A 16,721-nucleotide genomic window follows, 5' to 3' on the forward strand; every position below is an offset into this window, starting at 1 on the left:
CCCGTCCACCTTGCCGCCCGATGATAGGTGCCGGACCAGCGGCGGCACGCCCGATCACGCGATCTTTACGGATTCTTGACCACTCTCTCTCCGACCACCCAGGTCCGGCCGCTGCGTCCGACCCGCCGCGGCCAGGACCAGCGCCACCGCGTCGCTCAGCGTGGGCACCTCGTGCACGCGCATCCCGGCCGGCGGCCGGCCCTCGGTGAGTGAGCCGACGGGGATGACCGCCTCCGTGAACCCGATGCGCGCGGCCTCGGTCAACCGCCGTGGGGCACCGGTCACCGGGCGCAGGTCGCCCGACAGCCCGACCTCGCCGACCGCGATGGTGCTCACCGGCAGGGCCAGGTTGGACTTGGCGCTGGCCAGCGCCAGCGCGAGCGCCAGGTCGGCGGCGGGCTCGGAGAGGCGAACGCCTCCCACCGTGGCGGCATACGTATCCTCCTTGGCCAGCTGCACCCCGCCGCGCCGGTCGAGCACCGCCAGCACCATCGCCAGCCGGGCCGGGTCGAGCCCGCTCGTCGTGCGCCGCGGCGATCCGCCCGTCGCTTCGCTGACGAGGGCCTGCACCTCCGCGACCAGGGGCCGGCGGCCCTCCAGGGTCACGGTGACGCAGGTGCCGGGCACCGGTCGGTCGCGCGAGGAGAGGAAGAGCCCGCTCGGGTCGGCCAGCCCGGAGATGCCGGAGTCGCCGAGGTCGAAGCATCCGACCTCGTCGGTCGGGCCGAAGCGGTTCTTCACCGCCCGGACCAGGCGCAGCCGGCTGTGCCGCTCGCCCTCGAAGGCGACGACGACGTCGACGAGATGCTCGAGCACCCGCGGCCCGGCGATCCCGCCGTCCTTGGTGACGTGACCGATGAGCACGGCCGCGGTGCCGCGCGACTTCGCCGCCTGGATGAGCGCGGAGGCGACCTCGCGGACCTGGCTGACGTTGCCCGGGGCTCCCTCGACGTCGGCGCTCGCGATGGTCTGGACCGAGTCGACGACCAGCAGGTCGGGGTCGGCCTGCTCGATCTGCCCCAGGACGGTGGCGAGGTCGGTCTCGGCGGCCAGGTAGAGCTGGTCGGCGACGGCGCCGATCCGCTCGGCGCGCAGCTTGACCTGGGCGGCCGATTCCTCCCCGGAGACGTAGAGCACGCTGCGCCCCTCGCGGGCCGCCCGCGCCGCCACGTCGAGGGCCAGAGTGGACTTGCCGATGCCCGGCTCGCCGGCCATGAGCACCACCGCACCCGGCACGATCCCGCCACCCAGGACGCGGTCGAATTCGCCCACACCAGTCGGGCGCGCCTGGGCGGCATCTGCGTCGACCGTCGTGATGGGCACCGCGGGGCGCGCCGGGGACACCGCGCTGGTGCGCACCGTCGTCTGCCCGCCGACCTCCGAGACCGTGCCCCACGCCTGACACTCGCCGCACCGCCCGACCCACTTGACGCATCGCCACCCGCACTCGGTGCAGCGGTATGTCGCTCTGTCTGCCTTCGCCACGTCCGCCAGCGTAGGTGGGCGGACCGACATACCCCGGTCGGGCCCGGTAGGGCATCATGGCCGCCATGCGACTGGGTGTCATCGACGTCGGATCGAACACGGTCCACCTGCTCGTCGTCGACGCCCACCCCGGTGCCCACCCGATGCCCGACTACTCGCACAAGGTCGAGCTGCGCCTCGCCGAGCACCTCACACCCGAGGGCGACATCAGCGACGAGGGTGCCGACAAGCTCTCGGGCTTCGTCAGCGACTGCGTCGAGGTCGCCGAGAGCCGCGGGGCCGCTGAGCTGCTGGCCTTCGCCACGAGCGCGATCCGGGAGGCGGGCAACACCGAGCAGGTGCTCGCCGCCGTCAAGGAGGCCTCCGGCGTCGACCTCGACATCCTCCCCGGCGAGCAGGAGGCCCGGGCCACCTTCCTCGCGGTCCGGCGCTGGTTCGGATGGTCCGCGGGACGCCTTCTGCTGGTGGACATCGGGGGTGGCTCGTTGGAGCTCGCCGCCGGGCAGGACGAAGATCCCGACGTCGCGGTCTCGCTGCCGCTCGGCGCGGGACGCCTCAGCCGGGAGCTGACCGTGGACCCGCCGAGCAAGGACCAGGTCAAGGCGCTGCGCAAGCGGATCCGCACGGAGATCGCCTCCGCGCAGCCCGCCTTGGCCAAGGTCGGGGAGCCCCAGCTGGTCGCGGGCAGCAGCAAGACGGTCCGGTCGCTGGCGCGGGCCTGCGGCGCCGCGCCGCGCGCCGACGGACTCTACGTCCCCCGGACGCTGCGCCGGTCCGACCTGGCCGAGCTCACGCCCCGCCTGGTGCGGATGACCGCGGCCGAGCGCGCCGACCTGCCCGGCGTCTCCGCCTCCCGCGCCCGTCAGCTGGCGGCGGGAGCCCTGGTGCTGGAGGCCGTGCTCGACCTCACCGACATCGAGGAGCTGTCGGTGAGTCCGTGGGCGTTGCGCGAGGGCCTCATCCTGCGCTTCCTGGACGGGCTCGGCCGGTGAGCGACCACATACCCGTCCACCTGTCGACCTCCTCGGTCTATCCCGAGAACGCCGCGTATGCCTTCGACCTCGCCGAGCGCCTCGGCTACGACGGCGTCGAGATCATGGTGTGGACCGACCCGGTCACCCAGGAGGCGGGCGCGCTCAACGCGCTGGCGCGACTGCACGACCTCTCCATCGGTGCCATCCACGCCCCGACTCTCCTTCTCGCACAACGCCTCTGGGGCTGGGAGCCGTGGGGCAAGATCGAGCGCGCGCTCGACCTGGCGCGCGACGTGGAGGCGCAGTGCGTCGTCGTGCACCCGCCCTTCCGTTGGCAGCGGGGGTATGCCGAAGGTTTCGTCGAGGGGGTCGCCGAGCGTCAGGAGCGGTGGGGGATCCCCATCGCGGTCGAGAACATGTTTCCGTGGCGCGCCGGAGCGGCCTCGACGGCGATGCAGGCCTATCTCCCCGGACCGGACCCGCGTGACTACCCCTACAGCGACGTGACCTTCGACATCAGCCACGCCGCGACGGCGGGTGAGGACGCCCTGGACATGGCGCGCGACCTGAGCGACCGCATACGCCATGTGCATCTCGGCGACTCCTTCGGGTCGTTCAAGGACGAGCACCTGGTGCCCGGCCGCGGCGACCAACGGTGCCGCGAGGTGCTCGAGCACCTGGTGGAGATCGGCTTCGGCGGCGTCGTGAGCCTGGAGGTCGGCACCCGCAAGATGCGACCCGCCGACCGGGAGGAGGCCCTGACCGAGTCGCTGGCCTTCGCGCGTGAGCACCTGAGTCAGCACGACCTGCCGGGGGCGCGCCCGCGATGAGCCGGTGACACCGGACAGCCGCCGCGGACCGCGCCCGGGCGAGGACACCCGGGGGAGGATCGTGGGTGCGGCTCGGGCCGAGTTCGCCAGGGTGGGCTACGAGGGCGCCAGCCTGCGCGGCATCGCGCGGGAGGCGGGGGTCGATCCGGCGCTGCTCCACCACTACTTCGACGGCAAGGCCGGTCTGTTCGCCGAGTCCGTGGTCCTCGTGAGTCTGCCCTCGAGCCCGCCGGCCTTGGTGGAAGGCATCCTCGCGCGACCACGGGCCGAGATCGGCCGGGCCGGCGTCCAGGCCTTCCTCGGCGTCTGGGAGGTGCAGGGGGAGACCTTCGTCGCCCTTATGCGCAGCATCTCGGGGAGCGAGGAGGTGGCCGGAGCGGTGCGGGAGTTCCTCGCCCGGGAGGTCTTCGGGCGCATCGCGGCGGGGCTGGAGCCGGACCTGCCGCCCGCCGAGCTGCGGCTCCGGGCCGGCCTGGCAGCCGCGCAGATGATGGGGCTGGCCATGGCGCGCTACGTCGTCGCCGTCCCGGGCGTCGCCGACGCGACCACGCAGGAACTGGTCGAGCGCGTGGGTCCGGTGCTGCAGGCATACCTGCTGCCGACGGAGTCGCCGCGCGGGTAACCATGCGCGGCGCCCGGTGGGGTCTGAGCAACCACTCGCGACGCTCGGTGGTTGTCGAGAGGGAGGGTGGGGGTACATTTCATCATATGGTGAAATCAGCGGTGGAGGCACGCGGGCTGACGGTGCGCCGCGGCCGGCGCGAGGTGCTCCACGGCATCGACCTCACGGTGCCGACCGGCCAGGTCGTCGGCCTGCTCGGGCCCTCCGGCGGGGGCAAGAGCACGCTGATGCGCGCGGTCGTCGGGGTGCAGGACGCGGTCTCCGGCGAGGTGGACGTGCTGGGTCACCCGGCGGGGTCGGCGCAGCTGCGCCGCCGCGTCGGCTACGTCACCCAGGCGCCGAGCGTCTACCGCGACCTCACGGTCCGGCAGAACCTGCGCTATTTCGCCACCCTCGCCGGGGCTGCCCGGTCGGATGCGGAGCGCGCGCTGGAGCAGGTCGACCTCGTCGACCACGGCGACCAGCGCGTCACCGACCTCTCCGGTGGGCAGGCGTCGCGTGTCTCGCTCGCGGCGGCGCTCGTGGGTCGCCCCGACCTGCTGGTCCTCGACGAGCCCACGGTGGGCCTCGACCCGGCGCTGCGCCGCAGCCTCTGGCAGCTCTTCCGCGAGCTCGCCGCGGACGGCACGACCCTGCTGGTGAGCAGTCACGTCATGGACGAGGCCTCCCGCTGCGACCGGCTGATCCTGCTGCGCGAGGGCCGGGTGCTCGCCGACGACACGCTGCCCTCCCTGCTGGAGGGCACCGGCGCCGACGACGCCGAGGGCGCCTTCCTCCAGCTCGTCGACACGGCAGACAGGGCAGACGGCGCCGACAGCGCCGACAGGGCAGACACGACGAACGAGGCGGACGTGGTGGGCGCCGCCGTCAAGGCCAGACCCCACCCCGGCGCGCACCGGAGGCACCGATGAACCCCCGACTCATGCTGGCGACCGCCGGTCGCGTGCTCGCCCAGCTGCGGGCCGACCACCGCACCCTCTCGCTCATGCTCGTCGTGCCCTGCGTGCTGCTCGGGCTGCTCGCGTGGATGAGCCAGGAAGTCCCCCTCTTCGACCAGGTGGGGGCCCAGCTGCTCGGCCTCTTCCCCCTCATCGTCATGTTCGTCGTGACCAGCGTGACCACGCTGGGCGAACGCTCCAGCGGCACCCTCGAGCGGTTGCTGTCGACCCCGCTCGGGCGGTTCGACTTCCTTGGCGGGTATGCCCTCGCGTTCGGCACGATGGCGATCCTCCAGGCGCTCGTCGCGACCGGGTTCGCGGTCTGGGTCTGCGGGCTGGAGGTCGAGGGGTCGCTGGGGTGGCTCATCGCGGTCGCCGTGGCCAGCGGCCTGCTCGGGACCGCGCTCGGCCTGCTAGCCAGCGCGTTCGCACGGACGGAGTTCCAGGCGGTGCAGTTCATGCCGGCCTTCGTCCTCCCGCAGCTGCTGCTCTGCGGGCTCTTCGTGCCGCGCGACGCCCTGCCCCGCGCCCTGGAGCTGGTCTCCGACGTGCTCCCGATGTCGTATGCCGTCGACGCGCTCACCGAGGTCGGGCGCTCCACCGATCCGGGGAGCGAGGTGTGGGTGGACCTCGGCATCCTGGCGGCCTTCATCGTCGGCTCGTTGGCGCTCGCGTCCCTCACGCTGCGACGGCGGACCCCCTGAGCGATAGCCTGTCGCGCATGGATCTCGCTGACCTCAACCCGTCGGCGCTCATGCGCCAATCCCTGCTCGGGGCGAGCCGCAACACCGCGCTGCGGCAGGTGATCGAGCAGGCTCCCGTGAGTCGCGACGTCGTCCGGCGCTTCGTCGCGGGCGACAGCACCCACGACGCCGTCCGGGTGGCCGGCGAGCTGGTCGACACCCGTCGCCAGGTCACCATCGACTACCTGGGGGAGGACACGCTCGACCCCGAGCAGGCGGCGGCGACCCGCGACGCCTACCTGGCGCTCATCGAGGCGCTGTCCGACGCCGGACTCACCAGCGACGGGGCCGTCGAGGTCAGCCTCAAGCTCTCCGCGCTGGGCCAGTTCCTCGGGCGTGACGGGCACAAGATCGCCCTCGACAACGCCCGGGCGATCTGCCAGTCCGCCGCCAACGCGGGCACGACGGTGACCCTCGACATGGAAGACCACACCACGACCGACCCGACCCTGGCCTCGCTCGCCGAGCTGCGCCAGGACTGGCCGTGGGTGGGCGTCGCGCTGCAGGCCTATCTGCATCGCACCGAGCAGGACTGCCGTGACCTCGCGCACGAGGGCTCCCGCATCCGGCTGTGCAAGGGCGCCTACAAGCAGCCCGAGTCGGTCGCCTTCCAGGACAAGGAGGAGGTCGACAAGGCCTACGTCCGCTGCCTGAAGATCCTCATCGAGGGCGACGGCTACCCGATGATCGCGACCCACGACCCGCGGCTGGTGGAGATCTCGACGGTGCTCGCGGACAAGGCGCACCGCAGCCCCGACTCCTTCGAGTTCCAGATGCTGCTCGGGATCCGCCCGGACGAGCAGCGTCGGCTGGCCGGGGCCGGCTCGCGGATGCGGGTCTACCTGCCCTACGGCGAGGACTGGTACGGCTACCTCGTCCGCCGCATGGCCGAGCGGCCGGCCAACCTCGCCTTCTTCCTCCGCGCGATGGCGACCAAGGGCTAGGGGTGCCCGTGACCATCGCCCTGCTGGGGACCGGGGTGATGGGCAGCACGCTCGCGGCTGCCCTCATCCGTTCCGGCCACGACCCGTCCGACCTGCTGCTGAGCGACCGGATCGGCGGTCGCGCCGAGCAGGTCGCCGGGGATCTCGGCACCCGCCACGCCGACCCGGAGGATGCCGTCGCCGCGGCCGACATCGTGGTGCTCGCGGTGAAGCCGCAGGACATGTCCAGGCTCGTCGAGCAGATCCACGACCACGTGCGACCCGAGGCTCTCGTCGTCTCGATCGCCGCCGCGATCAGCACCGACTTCCTCGAACGCCGCCTGCCCGAGGGCGCCTCCGTCGTGCGGGTCATGCCCAACACGCCGGCCCTGGTCGACCAGGGCATGTCGGCGATGAGCCCAGGCAGCCACTGCACCCCGGAGCACCTCGACCAGGCGCGCGCGCTGATGGAGCACGTCGGTCGCGTCGTCGTGCTCGACGAGGGCCACCAGGACGCGGTGACCGCGATCAGCGGGAGCGGACCGTCCTACATCTTCTACGTCGTCGAGGCCATGATCGAGGCTGGCGTGCTCCTCGGGTTGCCTCGCGACACGTCCACCGAGCTCGTGACCCAGACGTTGTATGGTGCCGCCACGATGATCCGCGAGACCGGTGAGCACCCCACGGTCCTGCGGGAACAGGTCTCCAGCCCGGGCGGCACGAGCGTCGCGGCGCTCCGCGCGCTGGAGGACCACAAGGTCAGGGCCGCCTTCCTCACCGCGATGGAGGCGGCTGCCAGGAGGTCGCGGGAGCTGTCGCCGCGCGAGGAGTGAGTGGCGAGCACCGATGCGGTGCTTGTCACCGAGTGTTTACCTTCGCCGTCGCAGTGCCACGGGACCGTGTGACAGAGTAGGGAAATATGACTGAGATTCACGTGCGCGTCCTGGAGGCGGACGAGTGGCAGACCTACAAGGACGTCCGCCTGCGTGCCCTGCGTGAATCTCCCGAGGCCTTCGTCGCCTCCGCCGAGGAGGAAGAAGCCTTCGGTGACGACCGCTGGCAGCAGCGGATGGAGCGCTCCCGCCGCATCCTGGCCTCCGACGGCGACGACGTCGTGGGTGTCGTGAGCGTCGGCACCGGGCACCGCACCAACATTCCCGGTGCCGGTGAGCTCTTCGGCCTGTGGGTGGCCCCCTCCCGCCGGGGCAGCGGCGTCGCGCGCCGGCTGCTCGAGAAGGCCGCCAACGTGGGCCGCGACGTCGGGCTGCGTCAGCTCGTCTACTGGGTGGGCACCGACAACGGGCGCGCCGTTGCCTTCGCCTCCAGCTTCGGGTTCCGCCCCACCGACGACCGCCGACCGATCCGGATCCGCGGCGTCGACGAGGAGGACGCGGACTCCGAGGAGATGATGATGGTCTACCCCCTCAGCGACGCAGCAGGGGTTCCCACCTCGCTCTGACCGGGGGTTTTCCGCGTCACTGGTCTAGCGTGTGCCCATGACTCGCTCTTGGGTGATGTGGGACGAGCGCTATGCGGGATACGACTTCGGACCGGGGCACCCGATGCATCCCAGCCGGCTGGACCTGACGCACCGGCTCTCCGTCGCGCTCGGGCTGCTCGACCACGACGACGTCGAGGTGCGGCCGGCCCGCTACGCGACCGACGAGGAACTGCTCTCCGTCCACACGCGCGACCTCCTGGAGGAGGTCAAGGCGGCGTCGGCGGACCCCCGCGCGGCCCGCGGGCGGCAGGGCGTCGGCACCGAGGACACCCCAGCCTTCGCGGGTATGCACGACGCCTCCCGGCTGGCGGTCGGCGCGACGATCGAGGCGTGCGACGCGGTGTGGTCCGGGGCCGTGCCGCGCGCGGTCAACATCGCGGGGGGCCTGCACCACGCGATGCCGGAGGCGGCCTCGGGCTTCTGCGTCTACAACGACATCGCGGTCGGCATCCAGCGGATGCTCGACCAGGGCGCCGAGCGGGTGGTCTACCTCGACCTGGACGTGCACCACGGCGACGGGGTCGAGCGCTGCTTCTGGAACGATCCGCGTGTCCTCACCATCTCCCTGCACGAGACCGGCCGCGCGCTCTTCCCCGGCACCGGCTTCCCCGGCGACACCGGCGGCCCGCGTGCCCAGGACTCCGCCGTCAACGTCGCCCTGCCTCCAGGGACCGGTGACGAGGGCTGGTTGCGCGCCTACCAGGCAGTCGTCCCGGCGGTCGTCCGAGCCTTCGCCCCGGAGGTGCTCGTGAGCCAGCACGGCTGCGACAGCCACTACTCCGACCCGCTGGCGCACCTGTCGCTGTCGATGGATGCCCTCGCGACGGCCTGTGGATGGGTCGGCGAGCTGGTCGACGACCATGCCTCAGGGCGCTGGGTCTCTCTGGGCGGCGGCGGCTACCAGCTCGTCGAGGTGGTGCCCCGGGCCTGGTCGCACCTCGTCGGCGTCGCGACCGGGCGCCCGGTCGACCCCGCCACCCCGACCCCCGACGCGTGGCGGGAGCACGTGGGCGACACCTACGGGGAGCGTGCCCCGTCGCACATGGGCGACCGGGAAGGGCGGGAGATCCGCTACGGACGGTGGGAGGACGGGCACGACCCCGAGGATCCGGTCGACAGCGCGATCATGGCCACCCGGCGGGCGGTCTTCCCCGGATGGGGACTGGATCCCTACTTCGACTGAGCACCCCGCCCCGCGTATCCCGCTGAGTCCCAGGACATTCCGTTCGTCACACCTCGCGTGTCGCGCTGGACTTTTTCGCGCTTCGACTTTCGCAACTGCCACTCCTGCCCCTAGTGTTGGCCCGACACACAACGACGCAGACAGCGGCCGGAGGGGAAGCCGAGCGCGGTCTGCACATATCGAGAGACGGGAAACGTCCTATGGCAGATGAGCGACAGCTCGCGGAGATGACGTTCATGACCGTGGCCGAGGTGGCCGCCGTCATGCGCGTGTCGAAGATGACCGTGTATCGCCTGGTGCACTCCGGGGAGTTGCCCGCCGTGCGGGTCGGCCGGTCCTTCCGGGTGCCCGAGAAGGCCGTGCACGCCTACCTCGAGGACTCCTACCACGGCACCGCCTGAGCGGTAGCCACCCGTGCCTGGGTCCCTGACACCCACCCTGTCCCGTCCCTGATCCCGTGTCCTTGACGCCTTGCGGAGTTTCGTCGCGCGTCGTCGCGGCGCCCGGTTTTGGGCCGTGCCTGGCTGCCGCGCTAGGCTGACCCGATCCGTCGTGCAGCCCCGAGGGTGTCCGCCCCGGCAGCGGCTGCACCACCATGACCGACGAGACGAAGGATCCCCGATGGGCTCTGTGATCAAGAAGCGCCGCAAGCGGATGGCGAAGAAGAAGCACCGCAAGCTGCTGCGCAAGACGCGTCACCAGCGTCGCAACAAGAAGTGAGCCGCGCGCGGCTGCGCGCACGCTGACCGACGGCGCCCACTCCCCTCGGGAGGGGCGCCGTCGTCGTCCGACCGCCCCCGTCGAGGGGGATGACGAGAGGGATGAGGTATGCCGTGGCGCCGGCTGGTCGCACGCCTGCGACCGCGCGAGGCCTCCCGGCGTGAGCTCACCGTGCTGACCCGCGCCGGCTGCCACCTGTGCGAGGAGATGCTCGAGACGGTCCGGGGCGTCGGCGACGCCGAGGGCTTGGCCGTCACGGTGCGCGACATCGACGTCGAGCGCGACGAGGGCCGGATGTCGGCCGACGAGCACGACCGCTGGACCACCGAGGTCCCGGTGCTGCTGGTGGACGGTCGACCCGTCGCCCGGTGGCGGGCGACCGCGGCCCAGGTGCGCGACGCCCTGGCAGCCCACCGGAGCCCGTAGCGCCCCGTGCTCAGCCGTTTTGGTGGATCGAGGGTTGCCAGCCTAGAGTTGAGGGGTCCGCGCCGACCGGTGTGAACGGGTCTGATATAAGCCCCCCTGGTCGTCGCCATCCGCAGAGAGGAGCCGGTGTCGCCGTGATGGCCGAGTCGACCCGGCGCGGGGTGCCGGAGGCCACCGTCGGTCGGCTCCCTGGCTATCTCCAGGCCCTCACCACCGTCGCCGAGCAGGGCCGTGGCTCGATCTCCAGCGAAGAGCTCGCGACCCTCACCGGGGTCCGTTCCGCGCAGGTCCGCAAGGACCTGTCCCACCTCGGGTCCTACGGCGTCCGCGGGGTCGGCTACGACGTGACGCGGCTCGCCGAGCAGGTCTCGGCCGAGCTCGGGCTCTCCCAGGACTGGCCCGTCGTCATCGTGGGCATGGGTAACCTCGGCCGTGCCCTCGCGGCCTACGAGGGTCTCGCGACCCGCGGCTTCCGCGTCGTCGCCCTGGCCGATAACGACCCGGACGTGGTCGGCACCGTCGTCGAGGGGCATACCGTCCAGGGGCTGGCCCGGGTGGAGACGGACGTGCCGGTGTCGGTCGGCGTGATCACCACCCCGCCCGAGGCGGCCCAGGAGGTCGCCGACGTGCTCGTCGACCTGGGCGTCCACTCGATCCTCACCTTCTCCTCCGGCGTGCTCCAGGTGCCTGACGACGTCGACGTCCGACGGGTAGACCTCGCCACCGAGCTGCAGATCCTCACCTTCCACCAGCGGCAGCGCTCGCTCGCGCCGCCCGCCAGCCCGGTGGAGGGAGCCTCGTGAGCGTCCTCGTCGTCGGTCTGTCGCACCGGTCCGCCTCCATCGACCTGCTCGAGCGGGTCGTGCTGGATGGCGCCGCGGCGCGCGTGCTGGGGTCGCTGCTGCACGGTGGCGAGCACGTCGAGGAGGTGCTGGTCATCTCCACCTGCAACCGCCTGGAGGTCGTGGTGGAGGCCGCGACCTTCCACGGCGCCCTCGAGGAGGTGGGTGCCGCGCTCGGCGACCTCACCGGTCTCGGACGGGACACGCTGACCGAGCACCTCTTCGTCCACTACGACGACCGCGCGGTGTCCCACCTCTTCGAGCTGGCCTGCGGGCTGGACTCCATGGCCGTGGGCGAGAGCCAGGTCCTCGGCCAGCTGCGCGAGGCCCTCGCCCGCGCGCAACAGGAGGGGCACCTCGGTCCCTCGCTCAACCCCCTGGTCCAGCAGGCGCTCCGCGTCGGCAAGCGGGCCCACGCCGAGACCACGATCGACGAGGTGTCCCGCTCGCTGGTCTCCCTCGGTCTCGACCGCGCCCGCACCGTGCTCGGCGACCTCGATGCCGCCCGCACCGTCGTCGTCGGCGCCGGCGCGATGTCCGGCCTGGCCGTCGCCACCCTCGTGCGCGAGGGCGTCGGTGACCTCACCGTGGTCAACCGCACCGACGCGCGCGCCGAGCGGCTCGCCGCCCAGCACCGGGTCCGCACCGCGCCCTGGGCCGACCTGGCGCCGGTCGTGGGCGCTGCCGACCTGGTGCTCACGTGCACCGGCGCCGTCGGTCACGTCCTCGACGTCGACGCCCTCGCGGGCGCCCGCAGCGCCGCTGGCCGCACCGGCTCCCCGGCCGTGCTCCTCGACCTGGCCCTCCCGCGGGACATCGACCCGGCCGCAGGGCGGCTGCGCGGCGTCCACCTCTGGGGCCTCGCGCAGCTGCAGCAGGAGACCGTCGCGTCCCGGTCGGGGCTCGAGGGGGAGCCGGTGGCCGTGACCGCCGTCCGCGGTCTCGTCGCCGCCGAGGTGGCCGGTCACCTCACCGAGCGGCACGCCGCCCGGCTGGGTCCGACGTTGGCCGCGCTGCGCACGAGCGCCGCGCGGGTCGTGGACGCCGAGATGGCGCGCCTGGACCAGCGCCTGCCCCACCTGCCCGACGACGAGCGCGCCGAGGTGCGGCAGACCGTCCGGCGGGTCGTCGACAAGCTGCTGCACACCCCGACGACCCGGGTGAAGCAGCTGCAGTCCGGCGTCGACGAGCCGGCCGACTACGCGCACGCCCTGCGCGAGCTCTTCGACCTCGACAGCCGTGAGGTGGCGGCCTTGTCCACCCCTCCGCTGGGCGTGGTCGAGCGGGTCGCCGGGGCCCGGAGCGGCGACGCGACCGCAGCACGCGCCGAGGCCGGCCCCGCAGACCCCGCCGAGGGGGAGCCGGTATGACGACGCCCCAGTCTCCGCCGGGCGCTGCCCCGGTCCCTGCTCCTGCGGGTCCTGCCACCGTCGTCGACGGAGTGTCGGCGCGGACGCTCCGGCTCGGCACGCGGTCGAGCGCCCTGGCCACCAGCCAGTCGCGCTGGGTGGCCGAGCAGCTGCGCGCCGCCGGACACCGGGTCGAGCTGGTCCCGGTCACGACCGAGGGCGACACCTCCCGGCGCAGCCTCACCGAGATCGGGGGGACCGGGGTCTTCGCCTCGGCCCTGCGAGACGCCCTGCACGAGCGCCGCATCGACCTGGCCGTGCACTCGCTCAAGGACCTGCCCACCGCCGCTGCGCCCGGGCTGTTCGTCGCGGCCGTGCCCCGCCGGGAGGACCCGCGTGACGTCCTCGTGGCGCGCGACGGGCTCCGGCTGCGCCAGCTGCCTGCCGGGGCCGTGGTCGGCACCGGGTCTCCCCGACGCGCGGCCCAGCTCGCCCTCGTGCGCCCGGACCTGCAGGTCCGGGACATCCGGGGCAACGTCGACTCGCGCATCCGGATGGTCCGCGACGGCACCCTCGACGCCGTCGTCCTCGCCCGCGCCGGGCTGGCCCGCCTGGGCCGGCTCGACGACGCGACCGAGGAGATCGACGTCGAGACCATGCTCCCCGCCGCCGGGCAGGGCGCCCTCGCGGTGGAGTGCCGCGCGGACAAGCCCGAGCTCGCCGGCCTGCTGGCCGACCTGCTCGAGCACGCGCCGACGCGCGCCGCGGTGACCGCGGAGCGGGCCGCCCTGGCCGCCCTCGAGGCCGGCTGCACCGCCCCCGTGGGTGCGCTCGCGGTGGCCGGTGACGGCATACCGGGAGGCACGACCTCCCTCGTCCTCCACGCCTTCGCGGCCCTGCAGCACGGGCCGCGACGCAGCGTGGCGACCGGAGCGCACGACGCGCCGGTCGACCTCGGCCGGACCGTGGCCGAGCAGTTGTTGAACCGTCCCGACCTCACGTCCGATCCGGCCATGGCCGCGGTGCGGGGCGCGGGGTCACACACATCGGAGTCTGACCTGTGAGCACCGACGCCGCCCCCCTCCACCTCGCCCACCCGCCTGTGACGGCCACCAGCGCACGGGTCGCCTTCGTCGGCGCCGGGCCCGGCGACCCCGGGCTCCTGACCGTCCGGGCCAGGGACTACCTCGCGGCCGCCGACGTCGTGCTGCTGGACACCCACCACCGGCCCGAGCAGCTGGAGGCCTGGACCCGGCCCGACGTCGAACTGGTGCCGACGACCCGGGGCGAGGACGGCCCGGCGCTCACCGCTCACGCGCGCGCCAAGCTGCTGGTCAAGACGGCTGGCGGATTCGACGACGCGACGCACCTGGTCGTCCGGCTCATGGACGGCGACGCGACCGCCTTCGGCAGCCTGGCCGGCGAGGCCGCCGCCTGCCGCGACGCGGGGGTGCCCTTCGAGATCGTGCCCGGCGTCAGCACCGCATGGTCGGTGCCGGCCTATGCCGGGATGCCGCTGACCGGCGACGGCCGGGGTGGCGAGGTGCACGTCATCGGCGCCGGCGACTCCGGGGTGGACTGGAGCCTGTCGGTCGCCGACGAGATCACCGCGGTCGTCCTCGGCACCGGGGACCAGCTGCACAAGGCGCTGCGCCAGCTGGCCGACGCCGGTCGGTCCGCGGAGAGCCCGGTCGCGCTGACCGAGCACGGCACCACCCTGACCCAGGCGACCCACGTGGCCACCCTGCAGGAGCTCGTCCAGGGCGGCGCCGACGGGTGCCGCGAGGCCACCGTCGCGGTCGTGGGCCAGTGCGTCGAGCTGCGCCAGCAGCTGTCCTGGTGGGAGACCAAGCCGCTCTTCGGGTGGTCCATCCTCGTGCCCCGCACCAAGGAGCAGTCCGGCCCCATGGCCGAGCGGATCGCGGCCTACGGCGCCACCGCATCGGTCGTCCCCACCATCAGCGTCGAGCCGCCGCGCACCCCGCAGCAGATGGATCGCGCCGTGAAGGGGCTGGTCACCGGACGCTACGAGTGGATCGGCTTCACCTCCGTCAATGCGGTCAAGGCGGTGCGGGAGAAGTTCGAGGCGCTCGGCCTGGACGCCCGCGCCTTCGCCGGGCTCAAGCTGGCGGCGGTCGGCGGCGTGACCGCCGAGGCGCTGCGCGAGTGGGGCCTCGAGCCCGACCTGGTGCCCGACGGCGAGCAGTCCGCCCGCGGGCTGCTCGAGGTCTGGCCGCCCTACGACGACGTGCTCGACCCGATCGACCGCGTCTTCCTCCCTCGGGCCGACATCGCCACCGACACCCTGGTCGCGGGCCTGCAGGAGATGGGCTGGGAGGTCGACGACGTGACGGCCTACCGCACCGTCCGGGCGGCCCCGCCGCCCGCTCCGGTGCGTGAGGCGATCAAGGGCGGCGCCTTCGACGCGGTCTGCTTCACCTCCTCCTCGACCGTCCGCAACCTCGTCGGGATCGCCGGCAAGCCGCACCCCAACACGGTGGTGGCCTGCATCGGCCCCGCGACCGCGAAAGCGGCCGAAGAGCACGGGCTGCGGGTCGACGTCGTCGCGCCGGAGCCCAGCTCCACCGCGCTCGTCGACGCGCTCGCCGAGCACACCCGGGCCCAGGTCGCGCAGGCGCAGGCCGACGGCGAGCCAGTCGTCCGCCCGAGCCAGCGCAAGCCCGCGCCGCGGCGCCCGCGGTCCCGGCGGTGACGGCATACCCGACCCCGCACGAGCGGCCTCGACGGCTGCGCGGCACCCCGGCCCTGCGCCGCCTGGTCGCGCAGACCCGGCTGCACCCGGCTGACCTCGTCCTGCCCGTCTTCGTGCGCGACGGGATCGAGGAGCCGCAGCCAATCGCCTCGATGCCCGGCGTCGTGCAGCACACCCCGGACAGCCTCCTCGACGCGGCCCGGGAGGCGGTCGCGCTCGGGCTCGGCGGCCTCATGGTCTTCGGTGTGCCCCGACCCGAGGACAAGGACGCCACCGGCTCGGTGGGGCTCGCGGCCGACGGGGTGCTCAACGCCGCGCTGCGCCGACTGCGCGACGCCCTGGGCGACGAGACCGTCCTCATGAGTGACCTGTGCCTCGACGAGTTCACCGACCACGGGCACTGCGGGGTCCTGGACGACGCAGGCCGGGTCGACAACGACGCGTCGCTGGAGATCTACGCCGAGATGGCGGTCGCGCAGGCTCGGGCCGGGGCGCACGTCGTCGGACCGAGCGGGATGATGGACGGCCAGGTGAGGGTGGTGCGGCAGGCGTTGGACGCGGCGGGCCACCAGGACGTCGCCGTGCTCGCCTACACCGCGAAGTACGCCTCGGCCTGCTACGGGCCGTTCCGTGAGGCGGTGGCCTCCACCCTGACCGGGGACCGCCGGACCTATCAGCAGGACCCGGCCAACCGCACCGAGAGCGCCCGCGAGCTGCGGCTCGACCTCGAGGAGGGCGCCGATCTGGTCATGGTCAAGCCGGCCCTGCCGTATCTCGACGTGGTGAGCGACGTCGCGGCGGCGGCGGACGTCCCCGTCGCGGCGTACCAGGTGAGCGGGGAGTACGCCATGATCGAGGCCGCGGCGGCCCAGGGCTGGCTGGACAGGGACCGTATGATCACGGAGACGCTGACGTCGATCCGCCGTGCGGGGGCCCAGGTGGTCCTGACGTATCACGCCGCGCAGGCTGCGCGACTGCTGAAGGGGTAGGTCATGACGCGATGGCTCGACCACGAGGAGCAGCGCGCCTGGCGCACCATCCTGCGCGCCTCGCACCTCATCGACCAGGTCATGGAGGAGGCGCTGGACCAGCACGGCGTCTCGCTCGGGGAGTACGAGCTCATGAGCATGGTCTCCGAGGCCCCCGGCGGTCGGATGCGGATGGCCCAGCTCGCGCACCTCATCGTCCAGTCGCGCAGCAGGGTCAGCCACACGGCGTCCCGGCTGGAGAAGCGCGGCTGGGTAGAGCGGGTGCCCTCGCCGCAGGACGGCCGTGGCGTGATGCTGGTGCTGACCGCCGCAGGTCAGAAGGAGCTGGATCGGTTGGCGCCGATCCACGTCGAGAGCGTGCGGCACGCCCTGCTCGACCACCTCTCGCGCGAGGAGCTGATCAAGCACGGCGACGCCCTGCGGCGCGTCGTCCTGGCCATCCGGCACAGCGAGGACGAGGCCTCCGACGCGGTCTGACGGACC

The 16,721-nt window shown here is 73.1% G+C and carries 19 protein-coding genes; 18 read left to right on the forward strand and 1 reads right to left on the reverse strand.

Translation table 11 applies throughout. The annotated features are described in order from the left end of the window. Nucleotides 1-54: 54 nt before the first annotated feature. Nucleotides 55-1,515, reverse strand: a complete 1,461-nt coding sequence (gene radA / locus AC5PYY_RS07070) for a DNA repair protein RadA (protein WP_493899075.1) — start codon at nucleotides 1,513-1,515, stop codon at nucleotides 55-57. A gap of 35 nt (nucleotides 1,516-1,550) precedes the next feature. On the opposite strand from radA, the gene AC5PYY_RS07075 reads away from it, so the two are divergent. The 18 genes from AC5PYY_RS07075 (at nucleotide 1,551) to AC5PYY_RS07160 (ending at nucleotide 16,715) form a co-directional block, all read left to right on the forward strand. Further along, complete coding sequence (locus tag AC5PYY_RS07075) at nucleotides 1,551-2,477, forward strand: Ppx/GppA family phosphatase (RefSeq protein ID WP_493899076.1); 927 nt, start codon at nucleotides 1,551-1,553, stop codon at nucleotides 2,475-2,477. Beyond that, nucleotides 2,474-3,289, forward strand: coding sequence for a sugar phosphate isomerase/epimerase family protein (locus tag AC5PYY_RS07080; RefSeq protein WP_493899077.1), 816 nt, complete (start codon nucleotides 2,474-2,476; stop codon nucleotides 3,287-3,289). Before AC5PYY_RS07075 ends, AC5PYY_RS07080 begins: the two co-directional genes overlap by 4 nt. A 4-nt stretch (nucleotides 3,290-3,293) precedes the next feature. Beyond that, on the forward strand, nucleotides 3,294-3,911 hold the full coding sequence (locus tag AC5PYY_RS07085) for a TetR/AcrR family transcriptional regulator (protein ID WP_493899078.1): 618 nt from the start codon (nucleotides 3,294-3,296) through the stop codon (nucleotides 3,909-3,911). Nucleotides 3,912-3,997: 86 nt separating this feature from the next. Then, entirely contained in the window at nucleotides 3,998-4,822 is an 825-nt protein-coding gene (locus AC5PYY_RS07090) for an ABC transporter ATP-binding protein (protein WP_493899079.1), read from the forward strand. Beyond that, entirely contained in the window at nucleotides 4,819-5,553 is a 735-nt protein-coding gene (locus AC5PYY_RS07095; protein ID WP_493899080.1) for an ABC transporter permease, read from the forward strand. The genes AC5PYY_RS07090 and AC5PYY_RS07095 overlap by 4 nt, the downstream gene beginning before the upstream one ends. Before the next feature lie 17 nt (nucleotides 5,554-5,570). Further along, nucleotides 5,571-6,536, forward strand: a complete 966-nt coding sequence (locus AC5PYY_RS07100) for a proline dehydrogenase family protein (protein WP_493899081.1) — start codon at nucleotides 5,571-5,573, stop codon at nucleotides 6,534-6,536. 8 nt (nucleotides 6,537-6,544) lie between these two features. Continuing rightward, nucleotides 6,545-7,348: a pyrroline-5-carboxylate reductase gene (gene proC / locus AC5PYY_RS07105; RefSeq protein ID WP_493899082.1), complete on the forward strand. Its 804-nt coding sequence runs from the start codon at nucleotides 6,545-6,547 to the stop codon at nucleotides 7,346-7,348. A gap of 86 nt (nucleotides 7,349-7,434) precedes the next feature. After that, nucleotides 7,435-7,974 (forward strand): GNAT family N-acetyltransferase, encoded by a 540-nt coding sequence (locus AC5PYY_RS07110; protein WP_493899083.1) that lies wholly within the window; start codon nucleotides 7,435-7,437, stop codon nucleotides 7,972-7,974. Between the two features lie 37 nt (nucleotides 7,975-8,011). Beyond that, nucleotides 8,012-9,199 carry an acetoin utilization protein AcuC gene (locus AC5PYY_RS07115; RefSeq protein ID WP_493899084.1) on the forward strand — a complete coding sequence of 396 codons (1,188 nt, stop codon included), beginning with the start codon at nucleotides 8,012-8,014 and terminating at the stop codon, nucleotides 9,197-9,199. Nucleotides 9,200-9,399: 200 nt separating this feature from the next. Beyond that, entirely contained in the window at nucleotides 9,400-9,600 is a 201-nt protein-coding gene (locus AC5PYY_RS07120; protein WP_028131110.1) for a helix-turn-helix domain-containing protein, read from the forward strand. Nucleotides 9,601-9,820: 220 nt separating this feature from the next. After that, nucleotides 9,821-9,919, forward strand: a complete 99-nt coding sequence (locus AC5PYY_RS07125) for a 30S ribosomal protein bS22 (protein ID WP_003792170.1) — start codon at nucleotides 9,821-9,823, stop codon at nucleotides 9,917-9,919. A gap of 108 nt (nucleotides 9,920-10,027) precedes the next feature. Next, complete coding sequence (locus AC5PYY_RS07130; RefSeq protein ID WP_493899085.1) at nucleotides 10,028-10,345, forward strand: glutaredoxin family protein; 318 nt, start codon at nucleotides 10,028-10,030, stop codon at nucleotides 10,343-10,345. 137 nt (nucleotides 10,346-10,482) lie between these two features. Then, a complete protein-coding gene (locus tag AC5PYY_RS07135; protein WP_493899339.1) occupies nucleotides 10,483-11,148 on the forward strand; it encodes a redox-sensing transcriptional repressor Rex in 666 nt (221 codons plus the stop codon). Further along, entirely contained in the window at nucleotides 11,145-12,557 is a 1,413-nt protein-coding gene (locus AC5PYY_RS07140; RefSeq protein ID WP_493899086.1) for a glutamyl-tRNA reductase, read from the forward strand. The genes AC5PYY_RS07135 and AC5PYY_RS07140 overlap by 4 nt, the downstream gene beginning before the upstream one ends. Then, the gene (gene hemC / locus AC5PYY_RS07145) at nucleotides 12,554-13,600 is read left to right on the forward strand and encodes a hydroxymethylbilane synthase (RefSeq protein ID WP_493899087.1); all 1,047 of its coding nucleotides are present in this window, start codon (nucleotides 12,554-12,556) and stop codon (nucleotides 13,598-13,600) included. The genes AC5PYY_RS07140 and hemC overlap by 4 nt, the downstream gene beginning before the upstream one ends. Next, complete coding sequence (locus AC5PYY_RS07150; protein ID WP_493899088.1) at nucleotides 13,597-15,249, forward strand: bifunctional uroporphyrinogen-III C-methyltransferase/uroporphyrinogen-III synthase; 1,653 nt, start codon at nucleotides 13,597-13,599, stop codon at nucleotides 15,247-15,249. Before hemC ends, AC5PYY_RS07150 begins: the two co-directional genes overlap by 4 nt. After that, a complete protein-coding gene (gene hemB / locus AC5PYY_RS07155; RefSeq protein ID WP_493899089.1) occupies nucleotides 15,246-16,238 on the forward strand; it encodes a porphobilinogen synthase in 993 nt (330 codons plus the stop codon). Before AC5PYY_RS07150 ends, hemB begins: the two co-directional genes overlap by 4 nt. A gap of 3 nt (nucleotides 16,239-16,241) precedes the next feature. After that, the gene (locus AC5PYY_RS07160) at nucleotides 16,242-16,715 is read left to right on the forward strand and encodes a MarR family winged helix-turn-helix transcriptional regulator (protein WP_493899090.1); all 474 of its coding nucleotides are present in this window, start codon (nucleotides 16,242-16,244) and stop codon (nucleotides 16,713-16,715) included. The last annotated feature ends 6 nt before the right edge of the window (nucleotides 16,716-16,721 follow it).

Source organism: Serinicoccus sp. JS2-9 (genome assembly GCF_059025165.1).